Below are 19,218 nucleotides of genomic sequence, written 5' to 3'. Positions count from 1 at the left end.
TGTCCTCCATGCTTGTTATTCTATTCCGCATTCTCATTATTTTAACCATAATTGTCATTGCTTATAGCCTCATTAAATATATAATAAAGCCTGAGAGGAAGCTGACAAAGGCACAGGAAAAGAGAGAATTTTATTTCCTTGATGAAGAAGAAAATGTCCGAAAAAATTTTTTTATTACGTATAAGGGCTTATTGTTTGAAGGGGAGAAATATTTAGAGGCTACAGCTGATTCCTTTGACATTACACGTATTCATATGCACTTGGATCAGCATTCTTTAAAGGGATTTCGCTATGAAGATTTTCATTTTTTAGAAGAAGAAATTCGAATTCGCTATCCGAAAGCTACAATAGAATGGTCAAAACCAGTTAAAGAGTTCATGAAATCATCATCAACTAGCGCTCAACCTACTACGTAAGCAACAAGAAAGCCAGCATACTCTTTTTTGAGTAAGCTGGCGTTTATTATTACTCGGCTTTCTTCAATCCAATGTTAGCGCGAACCTTTACTTCAGAATATTTTTGTTCATTCCGTTCTTTAGATAAATAGGTTCCAATAATGCCTCCTAAGAAGCCAATTGGGACTGATATAATTGCTGGATTCGTTAAATCAATTAACGGATCACCGACTATAAACGCAGTGCCATCAGCTTTTATGACGTTCGGACTAACAGCAACTAAGAACAACGCAGACAGTAGACCTGATAGCATAGCCGTAATAGCTCCTGCTGTGTTAAAACGCTTCCAATAGATTGTGTATACAATGACTGGGAGGTTCGCACTTGCCGCCACACAGAATGCTAGCGCAACTAAAAAAGCAACATTCATATTTTGCGCGAATAGGGCAAGTATAATTGACAAGATCGCAACTGTGACAGAAGCTAGTCGTGCTGCTACTACTTCTTGTTTTGGTGTTGCTTTACCCTTTTTAATAATCTGTCCATACACATCATGGGCAAATGCAGATGCTCCTGACAAAACCAGACCAGCAACAACGGCAAGAATGGTCGCAAACGCAACAGCTGCTACAAACGACATGAATAGTTCTCCACCAAGTTCCTCAGCTAATAATGGGGCAGCCATATTCCCAGCTGGATTTGCTTCCATAATAGCATCCGAACCAACAAAAGCAGCCGCACCAAAGCCTAAGAAGATCGTCAATAAATAGAAAATCCCAACAATCCACGTCGCTGTTACAACAGAACTTCTTGCTGTCTTCGCATCTCTTACTGTAAAGAAACGCATGAGAATATGTGGAAGCCCTGCTGTACCGAGCACTAATGCAAGCATTAAGGAAATGGAATCAATTGGTGCTCTTCCTTGGCCACCTGGATTTAAGAACCCTTCTCCTTCCATTGAACTGACCGTTGAGAACATCTCAGCAATATTAAAGTTAAATTGAAACAGCACCATAATAGAAATAAGAACTGTAGCAATCATAAGCAATGCAGCTTTGACAATTTGAACCCAGCTCGTTGCCGTCATTCCTCCAAAAAGTACATACGTTGTCATCATCACGCCGACTAATAAAACAGCCCATGTATAAGGGATATTGAAAAGAAGTTGTATAAGTGCACCGGCCCCTACAAGTTGCGCAATCATATAAAAAATGACAATGGTAATCGTACTTCCAGCGGCGACACCTCGAACTTTTCGAGCATCGAATCGAGAATGAATCATATCCGCTAGCGTATATTTTCCTAGGTTACGCAACGGCTCAGCAACAATAAACATAACGACGAGGTACGCAACTAGATAACCAATACTATAAAAGAAACCATCAAATCCAAAAAGGGCTATTGCGCCTGCTATCCCTAAAAAGGAAGCCGCAGATAAATAATCCCCAGCAATGGCTAAGCCATTTTGCCAACCTGTAAGCCCACCTCCTGCTGTATAAAATTCACTTGCTGTTTTTGTCCGCTTTGCAGCAAAATACGTAATAACAAGAGTTAAGGCAACGATAGCTAAAAACAGTGTAATGACGGCTGGGTTCATAGACTAGCCCTCTCTTTCCGCTCACTTTCTTCAATTACCTCTTCAGCGAGTTTATCGAATTTAGCCGCTTTTCGTACGTAGAGGGTACACAAAGTCCAAGTCATGATAAATTGTGCTATAGCTAACACCCAAGCCCACGTAATATCGCCATAGACCTGTCCATTTAATACGTCTGTATAAACGGCAAGTATTGGTAACGAAAAGTAAAACATCATAAAAAAGATGATGGAAGGAACTAAAAAGCCTTTTTTCTCTTTCATCAGACGTTTAAATGACGGGCTCTTCTCCATTTTCTCATAGTATGAATCCTGATTTTTTCTCACGCCGACTCCTCCTTTATGAATCACTATTCATTAGTAAATCGATTTTCCTCCTTAAACAAATCAGAATATACTTAGTTTATGTAAACGCTATCAATAAGTCAATTATTAATTTTCTAAAAATAAAAATTACGTTCTCTCATTCCACGCTTTCTATCCATCTATCGACCTCTAAAAAAAGAAAATCCCTTTACTTTTGAGGTAAAGGGGCGTCAATGTCATTTGGCTGATACGCGTCGGTAGGCTTTTTAGGACGAATAATAAACATAAATAAAGCTAGGAATAAAGAAAACACGATTAAGCCAGGTAGTGGTAACTCATGGATTAATCCACCGAATGCAGTATAGACAATAGCTGGTGAAATATTCATCACTGCTGATTGTTTAACATAATCACGATAATGCTTAGACTCTTCCATTACATAAAAGGAAAGAGCATGGAAGTGAACAAATGGCATAATACGCAAAAGAAGTAGTTGCCAAATCGTTAAACTTGCTTTCGAGCCGAGCAATTTTTCTTTAACCATTTTTAGCTTGTTATACACTTTTGGAAAACGCTCAATGAGCCAATAAAACGTTAGGCTCACTCCCATTAATCCAACATATGAAAAAATCATTCCGTAGAAAAGTCCAAATACATAACCACCAGCTAGCGTTACAAGCAAAACAGGTAGAAACAACACTGGACGTAAAATATGAAGAACAATAAATAATACCGGTGCCAACCAGCCAGCAGCTTCAATATAGGCGAGTGCGTCTGTAAGTAAGCCGTCCATCGTCATGCCTCCTTATTACCATGTATATGTTACAACGATGTGTAAATGAACAACCCTACAGCTAGTTGCAAAACAACAATTGCCGGTATTCCATATTTAAATGAGGGCTTCCTTGTCTTATGGCGAAAACTATACATACCTGCTAGTAAGCCGACACTACCACCAATTATAGCAAATAAAAATAGACTCTTTTCCGGTATTCTACTTCTTTGATGGCGTGCATTGTGCTTATCCATACCCATTACAATAAAAGTAAAAACCGAAAGCAAACTAAGATAAACAAGCATTGATTATCTTCTCCTATATACTTTAAAAAAGTACAGCCAAATGGCTGTACTTTATATTAGTTATTTAAGCTAGCTTTTGCTTGGTCAGCTAATTGAGCAAATGCTTTTTCATCATTTACAGCAAGTTCTGCAAGCATTTTACGGTTTACGTTAATTTCAGCAAGCTTTAATCCGTGCATTAAACGGCTGTAAGAAAGACCATTTATACGAGCAGCTGCATTAATACGTGTAATCCAAAGCTTACGGAAATCACGCTTTTTCTGACGACGGTCACGGTAAGCATACTGAAGTGATTTCATTACTTGTCCTTGAGCGGACTTGAATAACGTATGTTTAGAACCGTAATATCCTTTAGCTAGTTTTAAAATCTTTTTACGACGACGACGAGCGACATATCCACCTTTTACTCTTGGCATCGCAAATCCCTCCTTCTATCTGAACGAACAGTTTATTTTTTCTTGTATGTTAGCATTTGACGAATACGTTTGAAGTCTCCAGAATGAACAATTGCAGACTTACGTAATTTACGCTTTTGTTTCTGAGATTTGTTACGGAACATGTGGCTAGTATACGCGTGTGAACGCTTTAGCTTGCCAGTCCCAGTTTTCTTGAAACGCTTTGCAGCGCCACGGTGAGTTTTCATCTTAGGCATAATAACGTCCTCCTTTTAACTAATCCTAAAAACTAAAATTATTTCTCCGCTTTTGGAGCCATAATGAGAAACATGCTACGTCCTTCCATCTTCGGACGCGATTCAATAGTGGCAATATCTTCACATTCTTTTGCAAGTCGCTCTAGTACATCACGCCCGATTTGAGAGTGTGTAATCGCACGACCGCGAAAACGAATAGAAGCTTTTACCTTATCGCCTTTTTCAAGGAATTTACGTGCATTTCGTAATTTCGTATTAAAATCATTGTCTTCAATCGTTGGACTAAGACGAACTTCTTTAACAGTAATTACTTTCTGCTTTTTACGTGCTTCCTTATCTTTTTTCTGCTGCTCATAGCGATATTTTCCGTAATCCATGATACGGCAGACAGGCGGTTTCGCATTTGGTGCCACGCAGACAAGGTCAAGATTTACTCTCTGTGCCATTTCCAGTGCTTCATGCTTTGATTTCACGCCAATTTGATCGCCATTAGCGCCAATTAAACGTACTTCTCGAGCTCGAATCCCTTCATTGACCAACATGTCCTTGCTAATAATGAGCCACCTCCAGTGGTTTTTGTGATGCAGCTAAAGCAATATAAAACGTCGATACGCAAAAAAATGCAGGTACACACGGCACCCACATTTAATCAGCTCATTAAATAAAAACTGACGATTTCTAACCTGACAACCGTTGTCAACAGGTGAGAAGCGGGTGCTTCTTCTTGCTTTATTTGACTAACACAAGTGCTAATATACCATTATTTATTACCCTTGTCAACGTATGATTGCTTTATTCATAGCGCAACGCATCAACAGGATCCAACTTAGCAGCTTTATTAGCCGGTAGTAAACCAAAAACGACTCCAACAACAATAGAGAACGTTGTGGCAATGGTAATAACAGGAATGGAAAGTGCAACGTCTAAATCAAACCCATTTCCGATTAACACAACAAGTAGGCTTCCAATTAAGATCCCAATTAGTCCACCTAAAAATGTGAGGACGACCGATTCAACGAGAAATTGTAGCATAATTTGTCCAGTTGTCGCACCCATTGATTTACGAATGCCAATTTCTCTAGTTCGTTCTGTAACGGAGACAAGCATAATATTCATTACGCCAATCCCTCCAACGAGTAAAGAAATACCCGCAATACCCCCAATGATGACCGTCAAAATTTGCGTTATCCCTGCATCCGCTTCTAAAAATTGGCTGGCATCATGGCTTTGATACGCATCAATTGTATCGTGGTTCGTATTTAACGTATACATCACATCGGCAACGGCCCATTCCGCTTGTTCAACAGACTCTGCAGAAATACTCAAACCTGAGTATCCTTCTCTGAAGAAAATTTGTTTCCACGTTTCATATGGCATAATCACTTGTTCATATTCATAACTAAGGATACTCTCTGAAGGAGCTAGTACCCCGATAATCTCCATTGGATAAGCGCCAATTTTCATCGTTTGACCTACAGGAGATTCATATGGGAACAACATCTCTGCTAATGATGTGCTTATGACTACTTTTCTCGTACCTGCTAAAAAATCAATAGGCGTTAACAACTCACCATCCATCGCATTATATTGGTAAAGATCAAAGTAATGCATATTCGTGCCAATAATATCGGCTTCGCTTTCCATTTCTCCAACACTTAACGTCCGGTAGTCAGAGGCTGTAGCAACTACTGACTGCACATCTGGTAATGCTTGAATATCTTCTAGGTCTTGTTCGGTATATTGCTGTCCAAACCATATATTTGGGTTCTGTGCTTGATCTTCCTCTGATGGTTCAAAATAGACGGTGCGAATGTTTTCCACACCAATCATTTGCTCTTTCAGCTTTTGTTCAGCTCCTTGTCCGATAGCAACAACGATAATAACAGCAGCAACACCGATAATGATTCCTAATGTCGTTAAAATAGCGCGCATCTTTTGGGCAACAATTGAACTAAAGGCCATTTTTATATTCTCAATAATGTTCACGTTTTCAGTCCTCTCCCTAACACGTTACGATGCGGCATCGTTAATTTTACCGTCACGTACATATACAACTCGATCCGTCTGAGCTGCTACTTCGTTTTCGTGGGTAATAATAACAACCGTCGTACCTGCTTGATTGAGCTCTCGTAGTAAGCGAATAATGGCTTCACTAGTTTTTGTATCAAGTGCTCCTGTAGGCTCGTCAGCAAGAATTAAGGATGGTGAATTGACTATTGCCCGGGCAATAGCGACACGCTGTTTTTGTCCACCTGAAAGAGAGGTTGGCTTGTAATGGACACGATCTGCTAAGCCAACTTTGGCAAGGGCCGCAAATGCTCTTTCCTTACGTTCTTTTTTCTTCATTCCACTATAGATTAATGGTAGCTCAACATTTCTCCAAGCAGATTGTCGTGGAAGTAAGTGGAACTGTTGAAACACAAAGCCAATTTTTTTATTTCGAATTTGCGCAAGCTGTCGCGGTGTCTGCCGATCAATTTTTTCGCCATCGAGTACATACTGACCTGTTGTTGGCTTATCAAGACAGCCCAAGATGTTCATAAGCGTTGATTTACCGGAACCCGAAGGGCCCATAATCGACATAAAACTCCCTTTCTCAATCTGTAAGTCTATTGGAGAGAGCACTTGCGACCAAGAAGGTCCTAAGCGAAATGATTTCGTCACTTGATTTAACGTAATCACAACTCATCATCTCCTTCTTGCTCCTCTAATTCTTCAGTCTCATCTTCTTGTTCCACGTCATCGAATTCATTTTCGTCAAATTCACCTTCATCGAATTCGCCTTCTTCAAATTCACCTTCAATAAATCCTTCTTCATAAAACCCTTCTTCATTAAATTCGCTTACCGTAATCGACATTCCCTCTGTAACCATTTGCATATAGTCTGCAATTACAAGATCTTCCTCTGTTAGACCATCTAGAATTTTTACTGAGTAATCATTCGCGTAATCAATTTCTATTTCACGACGAACGGCAACCCCATCTTCATAAACAAAAACAAAGCTACCCATCTCATCATATTGAACCAACTCCATGTCCAGCGTCAGACCCATCTCTTCACTTGTCACAATTTCCGCCATCACTTGATAACCAGGACGTAAATTTTCCGTTTCTCCCTCGGTTATTTTAATGGTAACAGGGTATTGCGAACCAGAAGAATCTCCATACCAATCGTCACCCTCTGTTGGAAAATAAGATACATCAATCACTTCACCAGACCAAAATCCTTCTTCAATTGTATCGGAATAAATAGACGCCACATGGCCAAGCTCCACATCTAGCGATTGTCGTTCCGAAACATTCCCTGTAATTGTAAATTGAGTCGTATCGGCGATTTCCATTAAAGGCAACGAGTTCCCTAAATCGTCAGTATTTCCACCTTGATCGTTGACGCTCAGCACTCTTCCATTAATTGTACTCGTTAGCGTCAGCTCTCCTTTTTGCTTTTTCGCGGTTTCCAATTGATTTTGCAGACGTGAGATGGCATAGCTTTCTGCTTTCTTTTGATCTGCTAATTCTGCCAGTTCAGCATCTAATTCCGCAATGGTCACAAGAGGTTCTATTTCCGTCCGATCTCCTGTTTCTTCATCTTCAAGATAAGTGGGTTTAACGTCAGGTCCATTTTTTCTTTTTGTCAATTCTGCCTCTGAAGCAGTTAAATTACGGACCGTCGTTTGTGCTTGTTCAATTTGTAATTCAAGATCTTGGATTTCAAAATCAATTTCTGTTGTGCTATATTGTAAGATTGGCGTGCCTTCTTCTACTTCATCTCCCACCTCAACAAGCACTTGATAGGAACCTTGTTCAGCAGAAGGTTGTACGATTTGTCGATTCACTAGCTCAAGTGACCCAGGCACCATGACAACTGTACTTAAATCTTCATACATAGGAGAAATTAATTCAAATGTTTCCTCATAACCACTTACCGCTAAGTCTTTTCCTTTTGTCATCCCATAAACCGTAAATGTTGCAACAGATGCCAGAACTAAACTAGCAATGATTCCTTTTTTCCAAGCTTTCACGTTACATCATTCCTCCTACTACTTGAAAAATAAACACTACAGCGAACATCCCTACACCAATTGCAATGGCAACAAAACGTTCAAATGCTGCAGTTCGAATTAAACCGATCACAATTAATAGGATAAAGAGCAACGTCGACACTTCTAAACTTGCTAAAAAGGGATAGAGTAAGTGCTCTTGATTAACAAACACTGCTGGTGCTGTGTACATGTAGCCATATGTACCTGCAATCGTGTTCATAATCATGACGTACAAAAAGCCTACACCTACGACAAGTGTAGCGAACACCGTCATCGAATAGAGAGTCCCGTAGGTCGTATCACGATTGTGCATCTTCGCAAACGCAAAGAAAAGAAGCGAAAGAAGAGGTGGCACAGCAGCAAAAACCCCTAAGACAGAAAGCCATACTATCGCGTTCGTCACAAATGAATCTATATTCATACTTGAAAGTGGGTCGGGCTCATAGTAATAGTCATCCATATACATGTCCTCACCATAAAACTCGCCAGTTTGAGATGGAACAAGACCACCTTGTCCTGCTAAAACAGGAATGAGTAAGCCAATAAGCACGATAGCTAAAATTAAAAACATTGGTCCTAGCGCTTTAGGTTCATAGCGAATTCGATCGAATTGCTTTATAGGGCTTATGATAAATGAAAAAATATTTGGTTTTTTATAATAATTAGCTTCCTCCGTATGGTGTAGCTCACTTCGTTGCTCCATTATACGATCCCCTTTTTTCTTTTTATTTCCTTAATTATACAAGCATTTCATAAAAAAAGGGGCGACTTTAGAAAAACTTTAGAATTTTTTTGTTTAAATGAGCCCTTTTTAGGGAATAGTGATTGATTAAACCTAATGAAGAATAGAATTGTTAAAAACGCCGTCTCCTAAAGGAGACGGCGTTTGATTTATCTATATCATTTTTATCGTTTCTGTAATGTTTATACTTTTGTTCACCGACTGGACAATTGGGCAATTTTTCGTAGCTAATTGCAACGCTTTTTCCAATTTCTCAACATTCGCTTGAGCACCCTCAATGACGAAGGTTAGATATACTGCCGTCACTTCATTTACGTTGGCTTCATTTCGAACAACGTCAGCTTCTATATTAATCGATTTGTATGAAATACGTTTCTTATCCAAAATGTTTCTAAACACGCCTCCACTACACACGGCAATAGACGAGACAAGTAGTTGGAATGGTCTAAATCCAGCGGATTCATCTCCACTTATATCGAGTTTTCCATATGGTAAATCGATTGTGTACCCGATATCTTTCATTTTATAGTTAAGCAATCTAAATCACTCCTATTCTCTCCTTCTAGTATACGTTACTTTTAAAAGAAAAAACAGTCTATTCATTGCTGAGAAATAGACGTATCATCGTACCTATACTGTTTATATGGAGTGATGATATGTTTGGTCTGGAACAAAACCGCGTTTCCCTTTCCCTACACAATGATCTTTGGACAGAAGGTTTTCAAAAGGAGAAGCATCGATTAAGGACGATTCTTCAAGCGTTTACTCCGTCGATTGAACACATTGGTTCTACAGCCATTCCTGGTTTAAAAGCAAAGCCTATCCTTGATATTTGTATTGGTATCGACAACCTATCCCTCTTTCATCAATTTCCATTTGAAACACTTCAACACGACCAGTATCACCGTTTAAAAAATGTTCAGCTTGACGACCGCTTTGTTTTAGCTAAGTTCACCGATCAAACGTATACGAACAAATCGGTTGTTCTACACATTGTTGAAAGAGATTCAACTACACGCAGCACACTTCTCTTATTTCGCGATTATTTGACAAACCATCAGGAAAGCGCACGTCTGTACGAACAACTTAAACGCTCGTTAGCAAAACAATTCCCCACAGATCCAAAAGCATATACAGATGGAAAAAAAGCATTTGTTCAGGAGATCTTACAAAAAGCTGGTGATCACAAATGAACATTTTTAAACTTACTGGAAAACACATTACCCATTACCATTCAAATGTGCATTCCTTCCCCCTTGCACTTACAAGAGACGCTGCACATATTCAACTAATGACCCTGCAAAAAGGCAATAAAATCGGCTTGCATCGAGCGACAACACCCCAACGACTATACTGTGTAAGTGGCTTGTTAGAAGTACGGAATGAATCAAGTATTGAATTAGTCAAGCCTTATCACTGTGTTCAATGGGAACAAGGTGAACTTCATGAAACGATTGCACTAGAAGACGCACAACTTATTGTTATAGAAACCAATTCTTTTCATTAGTTGTAAAGGTGAGACCATTCGTTTTCATTTGCTAAATCATAAAAAAGGCTAGCATCGAGAGATCTCCATGCCAGCCTTTCGTTTTACTTACGTGCTTCTGCTTTAATCGTATCGACAAACTGTTGCAACAACTGTGATTCTGATTGATTTTCACCATACTTACGAATGTTAACAGTACCTGCTTCTACTTCTTTATCACCTAAAACAAGCATATAAGGAATTTTTTGCATTTGTGACTCACGAATCTTATAGCCGAGCTTTTCGTCTCGGTCATCAATTTCTACGCGAACACCAACGGCTTGCAACGCATCTTGTACTTGTTTTGTGTAGTTTAAATGTACTTCATTTGAAACTGGAATGAGTTGAACTTGAACAGGTGCTAACCATGTTGGCAAAGCCCCTTTGTATTCCTCTAATAAAAAGGCAACAAACCGTTCCATTGTGGAAACAACCCCACGGTGAACGACAACAGGTCGATGTTGCTTTCCATCTTCTCCTACATACGTTAAATCAAAACGCTCAGGGAGCAAGAAATCAAGTTGTACGGTTGATAACGTTTCTTCTTTACCAAGTGCCGTTTTCACTTGAACATCTAACTTCGGACCATAAAAGGCTGCTTCACCAATTGCTTCATAATAAGTAGCACCAAGAGCATCCATTGCTTCTTTTAACATGGATTGGGCTTTAGTCCACATCTCATCATCATCAAAATACTTCTCTTTATCTTCAGGATCACGATAAGATAAACGGAAGGAATAATTTTCTAAACCAAAATCTTTATACACTTCTTGAACAAGACGAACAACACGAATAAATTCATCTTTAATTTGATCAGGACGACAGAAAATATGTGCATCATTTAGCGTCATCCCTCTTACACGCTGTAATCCTGAAACTGCTCCTGACATTTCATAGCGATGCATCATTCCGAGCTCCGCGATGCGTAATGGAAGCTGTCGGTAACTTCTCATATCTTGTTTATAAACCATCATATGATGTGGACAGTTCATTGGACGGAGCACGAGGGTTTCGTTATCCATTTCCATTGGTGGAAACATATCATCGCTGTAATGCTCCCAATGTCCAGATGTTTTGTATAATTCAGATGAACCCAATATTGGTGTATATACATGTTGGTAACCAAGACGCTCTTCTTTATCGACAATATAGCGTTCAATAATACGGCGAATTGTCGCGCCTTTAGGAAGCCATAGTGGCAATCCTTGTCCTACTTTTTGAGATAACGCGAAAATACCGAGTTCTTTTCCTAATTTACGATGATCACGCTCTTTTGCTTCTTCAAGCATTTGTAAGTGAGCTTTTAAGTCTTCTTTCGTAAAGAAGGCCGTTCCATAAATTCGCTGTAGCATCTTATTTTTAGAGTCCCCACGCCAATAAGCACCTGCTGTTGACAACAGTTTAAATTCTTTTATTTTGTTTGTTGAAGGCACATGAATGCCTCGGCATAAATCAAAAAACTCACCTTGCTTATAAATCGTAACCTTCTCACCTTCTGGAATGGCTTCAATTAATTCAAGCTTATACGGATCATTTATTTCTTTAAAGCGAGCAATCGCCTCTTCTCGACTAACTACTTCGCGAATGATTTCTAAATTCTCACCAACAATCTTTTTCATTTCTTTTTCAATTTTTGGTAAGTCTTCGGCAGTTATAGACTCATCTGCATCGATGTCATAGTAGAAGCCGCCTTCAATAACTGGTCCAACACCGAGTTGCACGTTCGGGAACAAACGCTTTACTGCTTGGGCTAGTAAGTGGGCTGTACTATGGCGCATAATTTCCAGTGCTTCATCTGAAGGGGCCGTAACGATTTCAATGTTACCATCGTGTGGTAATGGCGTTTTCAAGTCAACGAACTCGCCATTCAATTTTCCTGCTAACGCTTTTTTCTTAAGTCCTGGGCTAATAGAAGCTGCAATTGCTTCTGTTGATGTACCACTTGGAAATTCCTTTTTAGCTCCATCTGGAAATACAAACTCCATTGTATTCATCCTTTCTTCTTCGCTTTTTTTAAAATAAAAAAAACACTCGTTCCTCTAAAAAAGGGACGAGTGTGGTTTCGTGGTTCCACCCTATTACAATACTCTACATACAGATAACGGTTGCGGGCCGGCTTCGATTACTTGTTTTCACCGAAACAGTTCAAAGGTGGTAATGATTCAATCAAACTTAGGAGCTTTCAGCCTAGACTCCATTCTCTAATAAGTCATAATTTGAAACATCTTGTCCTTCTCATCACTTTTTGCTTTCCATCTTCATATTATACATAGACACATGTGCAGAATGCAAGTCTATTTTCCTCTTTTACTTACCTGATGTTGTCGCATAGCGTTCAAAAGGATACACTTTTAAGCGCTCTTGGTAAATCGATTGAATCAGTAAAATAGTATGATGGTCCGGCTGTTTTGTAAATAAGTAGATGTATTCTGGGGACATTTCAATGAGGGTAAGAATGAGGTACTCCATTTTCCCTACAACCGTATGATCGGCTGTTTTTTCAGACATATAGAAGTGACATTCATCCTTTGTTAGTTCTCGAAACGCATCATCATAAAACCGGAACGTTTCATCGTGCACGAGATAAATTAGACGTCGTTTTGTTTTTTGCTGTTCAACAGTCTGACGAATGACATCAAGGGTTGTTTGATGTTCTTGTTCTAACCAATATTCGTCTACTGCTAATTCCAAACAATCCAACACAATTTCCGTGTACGCTTTCATTCTAAACGTTAAAAAAGGTTCATAGAATAGGTTTTTTTGTGCCTTCATTTGGTGAAAAAAAGCTTGATAGAGCGCTGTGCATCGACTGCTTGCCAATCTTTTACTCACACCATCTTCTCGATCTTCGTTGAATATTGCCTGCGCAATGGAAACCACTTGCCTTTGTTCCTCTTCTACTAAATGAAAATCTGTATACGCATACTGTTTTAACAGTAGATGTTCCTTCGTTTTTATAAGGTCTTCCGTTAATAGCGCGGCTAAAAAACTATAGTAAGGGTCATCTGATTGATCTGTTTCATCGGTAAGAAGGAATCGTAGTTCATTCCCTTCCCTTTGTTCCATTGTGGCGTTTATGCCGAGTTTATGAAATTGTTTAATGGCTATCGCTATTTTTTTAGCTAGTCTAGTGCAATTGTCTTGATCCTCAAAATAAATCGCAAGCAAACTCAAGTCCCCCTAACATTCCGCATACTCTTCCTTTTGCACACTTTACTTTTAACGTATGTATAAAAGAGAAGAAACATGCCTTCCGAATGAAGAGGCTGTTATAAAAAATAAATGCCCTTAAGCGCCAAGCACTCTAGGGCATTTACTTTATTTAATTTTGCATCACGAAATCTTTATCAACCGTTTCATCGCCTTCAAAACGGTGAAGGATGTCATACTTTGTATTTCGCTGAGCCGGAATCTTACCAGCTTCGCGAATAAGTTTTAAGGTTAAGTTAGAATTGACCTTATGTGTTGTGTTCGCAGCTGATACAACATTTTCCTCCATCATCGTACTGCCAAAGTCATTACAGCCGAAATGCAATGATTTCTTCCCAACTTCAGGGCCCATTGTTACCCAGGAAGACTGGAAATTGGCAATGTTATCAAGGAAAATACGAGAGATCGCCACATTTTTTAAATAGTCTTCAGGGGTTAATTTTTCTAAACGTCTCAAGCCTGTATTTTCAGGCTGCAACAGCCATGAAATAAACGCAGTAAAGCAACCTGTTTCATCTTGAGCATCTCGAACGCGTTGTAAGTGAAGCGCTCGCTCCTCGAACGATTCGCCGAACCCAATAACCATTGTTGCTGATCCGAACATCCCAACTTTTTTAGATGCCTTCATGGCTTCTAACCATTGATCAGCTGTTACTTTTAAGCGGCTAACACGCATTCTTGTTTCTTCTGTTAGAATCTCTGCGCCACCACCTGGCATTGAATCCAGTCCAGCCTCATGAAGTTCACGCAATACGTCTTCAACAGTCATATCCATTACTTCCGCTATCTTCCAAATTTCAGCTGGTGAAAACGAGTGCATCCAAATGTTAGGAAACCTCTTTTTAATTCCTTTTAAGAGATCTGTATAATAATCAAGTTTTAAATTCGGGTTTGTTCCACCTTGCATTAAAATTTCTGTCCCACCAACATCTTCTGTCTCTTTTATTTTTTGAAAAATCACTTCATCATCAAGAACATAGCCGTCTTTATGATTTGGCGGACGATAAAATGCGCAAAACGAACAATATGTATCACAGAAGTTTGTATAATTGACATTACGACCAATTACAAAAGTTGTCACTGGCTCAGGGTGCCATTGCTTCATTATTGCGTCTGCCGCTCGTCCTAATTTATCTAAGTCATCACATTTATAAAGTTCCACAGCATCTTCCATGGAAATACGTTCGCCGTTAACGGCTCTTTCTAGAATCGCATCTACGCTCATCTCTTGTACCCCCAAGCACAAATAAATAGTCTAGTAGTCTTCTTAATCGTATCATAGTTATTCTTAAACTTCCAATTCAATCGGCTCTAACACTTTATATAAAAAGAAGAGGCTGGGACATAACGAAAAGTAGTATTTGAAAAGACGAATAGTCTAAAATATGCTGAGTAGCACCGCTACAGGAGAATCCTTCGCTTTCCGGGGACACGGCCTCAGCCTCCTCCGTGGAAAACCGCCACTCCAGAGTCTTCAGGCACGTGCTGATCCCCCAGGAGTCTTGGATACTCCTTCCGCTCATTTTCATATAAAACAAACGACGAACGTTCCTATTTTCAGGAATGTTCGTCATTTTGGTCTGTCTATCTACTTTTGTCCCAGCCTCTAACTTCGTCGATTTTTCCCTTTCACTTCAACAAGAGTTGTAAAGTGCTTAATTCGTTCCATGATCCGCTTTGCTTTTAATTCCTCAGTTCCACCTTTATCCGAATAAGCGAGCTGAACCTCCAATTCATCATAATCATAGTTTGATGTAAAAACAGTAGGCAATCGCTCTGACATACGGTACTGCATAATAGGACCAAGAATTTCGTCTCTCGTCCACGCTGTTGTTGTTTCTGCTCCAATGTCATCTAACATTAAAACCGGCACTCGACGAACTACCTCTAATTTCTCTTGAAAGGTACCGTCTCCAATGGCTGCCTTCATCTCACGAAAGAAATCGGGTGTATAAATTAAGGCACTTTGAATACGACTTTCTTTTAAATCGTTGGCAATTGCACCTAATAAGTAGGATTTTCCAACACCAAACTTCCCATATAAATACAAACCGTGGCCATTCTCTCCTGGCTGTGCAGTTGAAGCAAATTTAATCGCTTCCGTTATCGCTTTTGTTCGATCGGAATCTTGCTCAATAAGGTCAAAAGTAGCTTCTAACACATCTTTTGGAATATAAAAAGATTGAATCATGCCTTGCTGAAGCTTCTTTTCTTCATCGTCTACTTTAAGTGGGCATTTAGAATACGTTAGCTCCAAACTGCCTCTTTCCACATAAACACTTGGACGATACCCTTGCATCATATTCGGACAATTTTCTAGTCCAGGACAAGTCTCACAATGCTCTCGTTCCTTTTTGAACTCATAAAGCTTGCTTAGGCCACGATCAATCATATCTTCGGTTACTTCATTTGCTTCCCGTAAAAATGATTGAACTGGTTTCGACAGGACGACTCGTTTTTTTTGTTCTGCAATTTGTTTTTGAAGTCGTCCACCTTTATCCATGGCAGCAAACGATTTTTGAATGGAATCCATTTAATGATCTCCCTTCTGCGCACGACGACGGTTTCGTTCCGCCATCAATTGAGCGAGTTCTTGAGTATCCGTATTTCCTTTCGATTCGCTTGTTTTCACAGCTGGTTGTTGAGATGATTGCTGTTGATTCTTCTCTTCATCTTTCTCTTGAACTAGCCATTTCGGCAGCGCATCCTGTCGCTTATTCCGTTTACCAGAAGAACGGTTTGCCTGTCCTTCTTTTTTCTTTTGCTTATCCGTTTTTACGAGCTGAATAGCTTCTGGAACCGTTCCAATCTTTTTTCGCTTCCAATGACCAGCCATTTTCTGCATAAATAGTTTTGATAGCTTCATATCATTCTGAAATAAATTGTAATCTATCAGTACATTAATGACTCCAGGGTTTAATAAATAATCCACCATTAACTCTTCAATAATTTTTATGTCAGGAGGCGATACAACTGCCCCTTCTTGCCTTAATTCCAGTAACGTTAACGGAGCTGTTTCTTCATAAAATTGAATAACCCGCTCTTCCTCTGACTTCGGCTCCTTGTGAACCGTCCGTTTTGATTGTGGTTGTGTTTTTAATCCAAGGGCCGGTGCCACTGCACTACTTTCAAGCTTATACCACGTTTGCACTGTTTTCCGCAGTTTTTTATCCTCTAATTCACCGTTTACGATGGCACGCTCAATTAAATTTGCCATTGTTAGTGGTTCAACTTGATAAACAAAGGCTAATTTTTTCACTAATTCTAGTAACTCATCTGTTAGCACATCTTTAGGCACCACATAACTTGATAATGATTGAATCATGAGTTCACTATCAAAGGTCTGAAACGATAGTCCTTGTTTTTCTTTTCCGAGAACGTTCGAGCGATCATCTATTGTAGAACCTTGGCGATCCATTAAAGCAGACTGCATTTCTGAGTGTTGCAACGATGCAAAGACATCCGAAAACGATACCGTAACTTCTTCATAAGCTTCTTGATCAATTTCTTTTAAACTAAATCGTTCCTTAATAGCGAGGTAGCCTTTTTTTCCTAATTTATTAAACAAAAAAACGCTAAGCACATCATCAGTAAAAAATTGAACTGGTTTCATTGGCGGCTGAATCTCATAGATAAACGATCGCTTATCCTGTGATTTATGTTGATATGTCCGCATTAAATCAATCGCTTCTAGCTTTTTTCGAGCTTCTAGCAAATCTGGCATTGTTAAGCCAACCATTAAACGTAAGTGCTGGTGAGTATGAACATCCCCCTCAAAAACGTCTTTTGGTAGCTGAGCAAGAAGGCTTTTGTAAAGCCCAACAGCGTCCGCTCCAATTAACGGTTGATAAAGCAATGTGAGGACGTGTGTATCAATTTCGGTAATAAAGTCCGCTAGCCTAATTCTATATGAGTCAACTGGCAACACTTCTTTCCAGTGTGTAGACATCATTCTCCTCCTAGCGTAAAAAAGAGCTCAAGCGCAGCTTCGCTTTAGCTCCTTTTATCCTTTGTTCATTAAATCCGTTAGTTCTTTTATAAAAACATTAATATCTTTAAACTGCCTATAAACAGAAGCAAATCGAACATAGGCAACGTCATCGACTTCTGCTAAATACCCCATAACGAGTTCACCTACGTCTTCACTTTGAACTTCTTTCTTCCCATCATCACGCAATTGGCGTTCGATGTTCAGAACAATGTCTTCAAGGGTTTCAATAGGGACAGGACGTTTTTCGCACGCACGAACGAGCCCTCTAAGCATCTTCTCTTTGCTGAACTCTTCCCGCATTCCGTCTTTCTTTATGACCAGTAACGGTGTTTCTTCGACCGTTTCAAAGGTTGTGAAACGCTGCATGCACTGTTCACATTCGCGTCTTCGTTTAATTGAACGACTTTCATCGCTTGGTCTAGAATCTAATACCCGTGTACCATTATGGTGACATTTGGGACAGCGCATCTCATCATCTCCATTTGTGACCTATACACTTCATTTTAGTCTATCATAGTAAAAAAAACACGTTCTGGCAAGCAATTATAATAATTCACTCCCAAGTGCTGAGCCTATGTATGGAAGGGCATCGTCTAGTTCCTTATATAAAGAAACAGTCAATTTACGGCTGCTTCCAAAATCACTTGGCAAAGACGTTTCCGTTGCACAGGAAAAATCGACTGCTGTGCGGAACGGTTTTACCGTTATGACCGATACAACGATGAGTACTTTTTTTCCTTTTGTGGACTGTCCAACAATCTCTCCACGCTCTTCTTCACTGCGCTTAATTGCAAATCCTCGTTTTTTTAATACATCTTCCACTGCTTTCATAGCCTTGTCTTTTGACGTTTTATAGTAACGTGTTTGCAGTTCTTTACTAGGATGCACTTCCCCTGTTTCAGTTCTTGTACTAAACACTCGATTAAATGTATCGCGAACGCCCAAAGCATCCAACTCCCTTTATCACCTTTTTTCTTATCATACCATAAGATTGTAAGCGGTACAGAAGGGTTTTATGCATGTACTTTCTTTAAACTTCAGCCACACAAAAAAAGTACCGCATCATGTTGTATGCGATACTTTTTATTCATTAACGAGCTGTTTCGCTCATTTCCATTTTCTTATCCATTTTTATCGGTCCCATGCCTCGAGGAATTTCAACTACTTCACTCGTTTTCGCGCCTAACTCTTCTGCAATAAAGGATGCAGCTACGTTAGGATCAATAATTGGACCACACGTATAAACGTCAATGCTTGCGTATCCATGCTCTGGAAAGCTATGAATCGTTAAATGTGATTCAGAAATAATCACAACTCCACTTACACCTTGTGGTGCAAATTTATGAAAAGCAACCTCTCTTACTTCGGCTCCTGCTTTTAACGCTGCATTAACAAATACTTTTTCAATAAACTCCATGTTATTCAGTTTCTCTGTGTCACAACCCCAAAGCTCGGAAATGACATGACGACCCATTGTATCCATATCGATATCCCCCTTAATCGTTATTCGCCATGCACCTATCTGCATGTAGGATCGCATCCGTACAGGGGGGAAAGTTAGTCCAAAGAGGTCCTAACCCATGCTGTAAGAAAAAACGAATCCCGTAGTTAAACGAACTCACGGGATTCAGTATACTTGTTTTAAATCGTTATTGCAACTGAAAATTAAAGAATGGGTTTA

23 protein-coding genes and 2 other annotated features are annotated in these 19,218 nt (G+C 39.5%); of the genes, 3 read left to right on the top strand and 20 right to left on the bottom strand.

The window, feature by feature from the left end; all coding sequences use genetic code 11:
• Nucleotides 1–8: 8 nt before the first annotated feature.
• Complete coding sequence (locus BK583_RS06855; protein ID WP_055736243.1) at nt 9–416, top strand: hypothetical protein; 408 nt, start codon at nt 9–11, stop codon at nt 414–416.
• Between the two features lie 49 nt (nt 417–465).
• Here BK583_RS06855 and BK583_RS06850 read toward each other — a convergent pair whose 3' ends face one another.
• The 12 genes from BK583_RS06850 to BK583_RS06795 all read right to left on the bottom strand — a co-directional run bounded on the left by BK583_RS06850 (nt 466) and on the right by BK583_RS06795 (nt 9,348).
• Nucleotides 466–1,992, bottom strand: a complete 1,527-nt coding sequence (locus BK583_RS06850; RefSeq protein ID WP_038481791.1) for a solute symporter family protein — start codon at nt 1,990–1,992, stop codon at nt 466–468.
• The gene (locus BK583_RS06845; RefSeq protein WP_038481794.1) at nt 1,989–2,315 is read right to left on the bottom strand and encodes a DUF485 domain-containing protein; all 327 of its coding nucleotides are present in this window, start codon (nt 2,313–2,315) and stop codon (nt 1,989–1,991) included. The genes BK583_RS06850 and BK583_RS06845 overlap by 4 nt, the downstream gene beginning before the upstream one ends.
• A gap of 187 nt (nt 2,316–2,502) precedes the next feature.
• Entirely contained in the window at nt 2,503–3,087 is a 585-nt protein-coding gene (locus tag BK583_RS06840; protein ID WP_038481797.1) for a TVP38/TMEM64 family protein, read from the bottom strand.
• A 29-nt stretch (nt 3,088–3,116) separates the two neighbouring features.
• Nucleotides 3,117–3,374 (bottom strand): DUF1294 domain-containing protein, encoded by a 258-nt coding sequence (locus BK583_RS06835; RefSeq protein ID WP_038481800.1) that lies wholly within the window; start codon nt 3,372–3,374, stop codon nt 3,117–3,119.
• Between the two features lie 56 nt (nt 3,375–3,430).
• The gene (rplT, locus tag BK583_RS06830) at nt 3,431–3,790 is read right to left on the bottom strand and encodes a 50S ribosomal protein L20 (RefSeq protein ID WP_038481803.1); all 360 of its coding nucleotides are present in this window, start codon (nt 3,788–3,790) and stop codon (nt 3,431–3,433) included.
• Nucleotides 3,791–3,822: 32 nt separating this feature from the next.
• Nucleotides 3,823–4,026 (bottom strand): 50S ribosomal protein L35, encoded by a 204-nt coding sequence (rpmI, locus tag BK583_RS06825; protein ID WP_035397685.1) that lies wholly within the window; start codon nt 4,024–4,026, stop codon nt 3,823–3,825.
• A gap of 38 nt (nt 4,027–4,064) precedes the next feature.
• Nucleotides 4,065–4,568: a translation initiation factor IF-3 gene (gene infC, locus BK583_RS06820; RefSeq protein ID WP_038481806.1), complete on the bottom strand. Its 504-nt coding sequence runs from the start codon at nt 4,566–4,568 to the stop codon at nt 4,065–4,067.
• A 66-nt stretch (nt 4,569–4,634) separates the two neighbouring features.
• Nucleotides 4,635–4,758, bottom strand: a sequence feature (ribosomal protein L20 leader region).
• Between the two features lie 60 nt (nt 4,759–4,818).
• On the bottom strand, nt 4,819–6,012 hold the full coding sequence (locus BK583_RS06815; RefSeq protein ID WP_038481810.1) for an ABC transporter permease: 1,194 nt from the start codon (nt 6,010–6,012) through the stop codon (nt 4,819–4,821).
• Between the two features lie 24 nt (nt 6,013–6,036).
• Complete coding sequence (locus BK583_RS06810) at nt 6,037–6,708, bottom strand: ABC transporter ATP-binding protein (protein ID WP_038481813.1); 672 nt, start codon at nt 6,706–6,708, stop codon at nt 6,037–6,039.
• Nucleotides 6,705–8,048 carry an efflux RND transporter periplasmic adaptor subunit gene (locus BK583_RS06805; protein ID WP_055736242.1) on the bottom strand — a complete coding sequence of 448 codons (1,344 nt, stop codon included), beginning with the start codon at nt 8,046–8,048 and terminating at the stop codon, nt 6,705–6,707. Before BK583_RS06805 ends, BK583_RS06810 begins: the two co-directional genes overlap by 4 nt.
• A gap of 1 nt (nt 8,049) precedes the next feature.
• Nucleotides 8,050–8,772 carry a YIP1 family protein gene (locus BK583_RS06800; protein ID WP_038481818.1) on the bottom strand — a complete coding sequence of 241 codons (723 nt, stop codon included), beginning with the start codon at nt 8,770–8,772 and terminating at the stop codon, nt 8,050–8,052.
• Nucleotides 8,773–8,964: 192 nt separating this feature from the next.
• Nucleotides 8,965–9,348 (bottom strand): OsmC family protein, encoded by a 384-nt coding sequence (locus BK583_RS06795; protein WP_307188677.1) that lies wholly within the window; start codon nt 9,346–9,348, stop codon nt 8,965–8,967.
• Between the two features lie 119 nt (nt 9,349–9,467).
• On the opposite strand from BK583_RS06795, the gene BK583_RS06790 reads away from it, so the two are divergent.
• Both BK583_RS06790 and BK583_RS06785 read left to right on the top strand, forming a co-directional pair.
• Nucleotides 9,468–10,004: a GrpB family protein gene (locus BK583_RS06790; protein WP_055736241.1), complete on the top strand. Its 537-nt coding sequence runs from the start codon at nt 9,468–9,470 to the stop codon at nt 10,002–10,004.
• The gene (locus tag BK583_RS06785) at nt 10,001–10,318 is read left to right on the top strand and encodes a cupin domain-containing protein (protein WP_055736240.1); all 318 of its coding nucleotides are present in this window, start codon (nt 10,001–10,003) and stop codon (nt 10,316–10,318) included. The genes BK583_RS06790 and BK583_RS06785 overlap by 4 nt, the downstream gene beginning before the upstream one ends.
• 83 nt (nt 10,319–10,401) lie before the next feature.
• On the opposite strand, the gene thrS is transcribed toward BK583_RS06785, so the two are convergent.
• From thrS to speD, 8 genes are all read right to left on the bottom strand, one after another.
• Nucleotides 10,402–12,330 carry a threonine--tRNA ligase gene (gene thrS / locus BK583_RS06780; protein ID WP_055736239.1) on the bottom strand — a complete coding sequence of 643 codons (1,929 nt, stop codon included), beginning with the start codon at nt 12,328–12,330 and terminating at the stop codon, nt 10,402–10,404.
• Nucleotides 12,331–12,379: 49 nt separating this feature from the next.
• Nucleotides 12,380–12,584: a binding site (T-box leader), on the bottom strand.
• Nucleotides 12,585–12,643: 59 nt separating this feature from the next.
• Complete coding sequence (ytxC, locus tag BK583_RS06775; protein ID WP_055736238.1) at nt 12,644–13,504, bottom strand: sporulation protein YtxC; 861 nt, start codon at nt 13,502–13,504, stop codon at nt 12,644–12,646.
• A 154-nt stretch (nt 13,505–13,658) separates the two neighbouring features.
• A complete protein-coding gene (mqnC, locus tag BK583_RS06770; RefSeq protein WP_038481833.1) occupies nt 13,659–14,771 on the bottom strand; it encodes a cyclic dehypoxanthinyl futalosine synthase in 1,113 nt (370 codons plus the stop codon).
• Between the two features lie 381 nt (nt 14,772–15,152).
• Nucleotides 15,153–16,079 (bottom strand): primosomal protein DnaI, encoded by a 927-nt coding sequence (gene dnaI, locus BK583_RS06765; RefSeq protein WP_055736237.1) that lies wholly within the window; start codon nt 16,077–16,079, stop codon nt 15,153–15,155.
• On the bottom strand, nt 16,080–17,495 hold the full coding sequence (locus BK583_RS06760; protein ID WP_055736236.1) for a replication initiation and membrane attachment family protein: 1,416 nt from the start codon (nt 17,493–17,495) through the stop codon (nt 16,080–16,082).
• Between the two features lie 54 nt (nt 17,496–17,549).
• Nucleotides 17,550–18,005: a transcriptional regulator NrdR gene (gene nrdR / locus BK583_RS06755; protein ID WP_038481841.1), complete on the bottom strand. Its 456-nt coding sequence runs from the start codon at nt 18,003–18,005 to the stop codon at nt 17,550–17,552.
• Nucleotides 18,006–18,080: 75 nt separating this feature from the next.
• Entirely contained in the window at nt 18,081–18,482 is a 402-nt protein-coding gene (locus BK583_RS06750; RefSeq protein ID WP_051667754.1) for a hypothetical protein, read from the bottom strand.
• 145 nt (nt 18,483–18,627) lie between these two features.
• Nucleotides 18,628–19,020 carry an adenosylmethionine decarboxylase gene (gene speD / locus BK583_RS06745; protein ID WP_035393973.1) on the bottom strand — a complete coding sequence of 131 codons (393 nt, stop codon included), beginning with the start codon at nt 19,018–19,020 and terminating at the stop codon, nt 18,628–18,630.
• Nucleotides 19,021–19,218 lie beyond the last annotated feature (198 nt).

It is taken from the genome of Shouchella oshimensis, from assembly GCF_002019765.1.
In the GTDB taxonomy this organism is placed as follows: domain Bacteria; phylum Bacillota; class Bacilli; order Bacillales; family Bacillaceae_D; genus Shouchella; species Shouchella oshimensis.
Note: the sequence above shows the minus strand (reverse complement) of the source record. Positions and strands in the feature narration are given on the sequence as shown.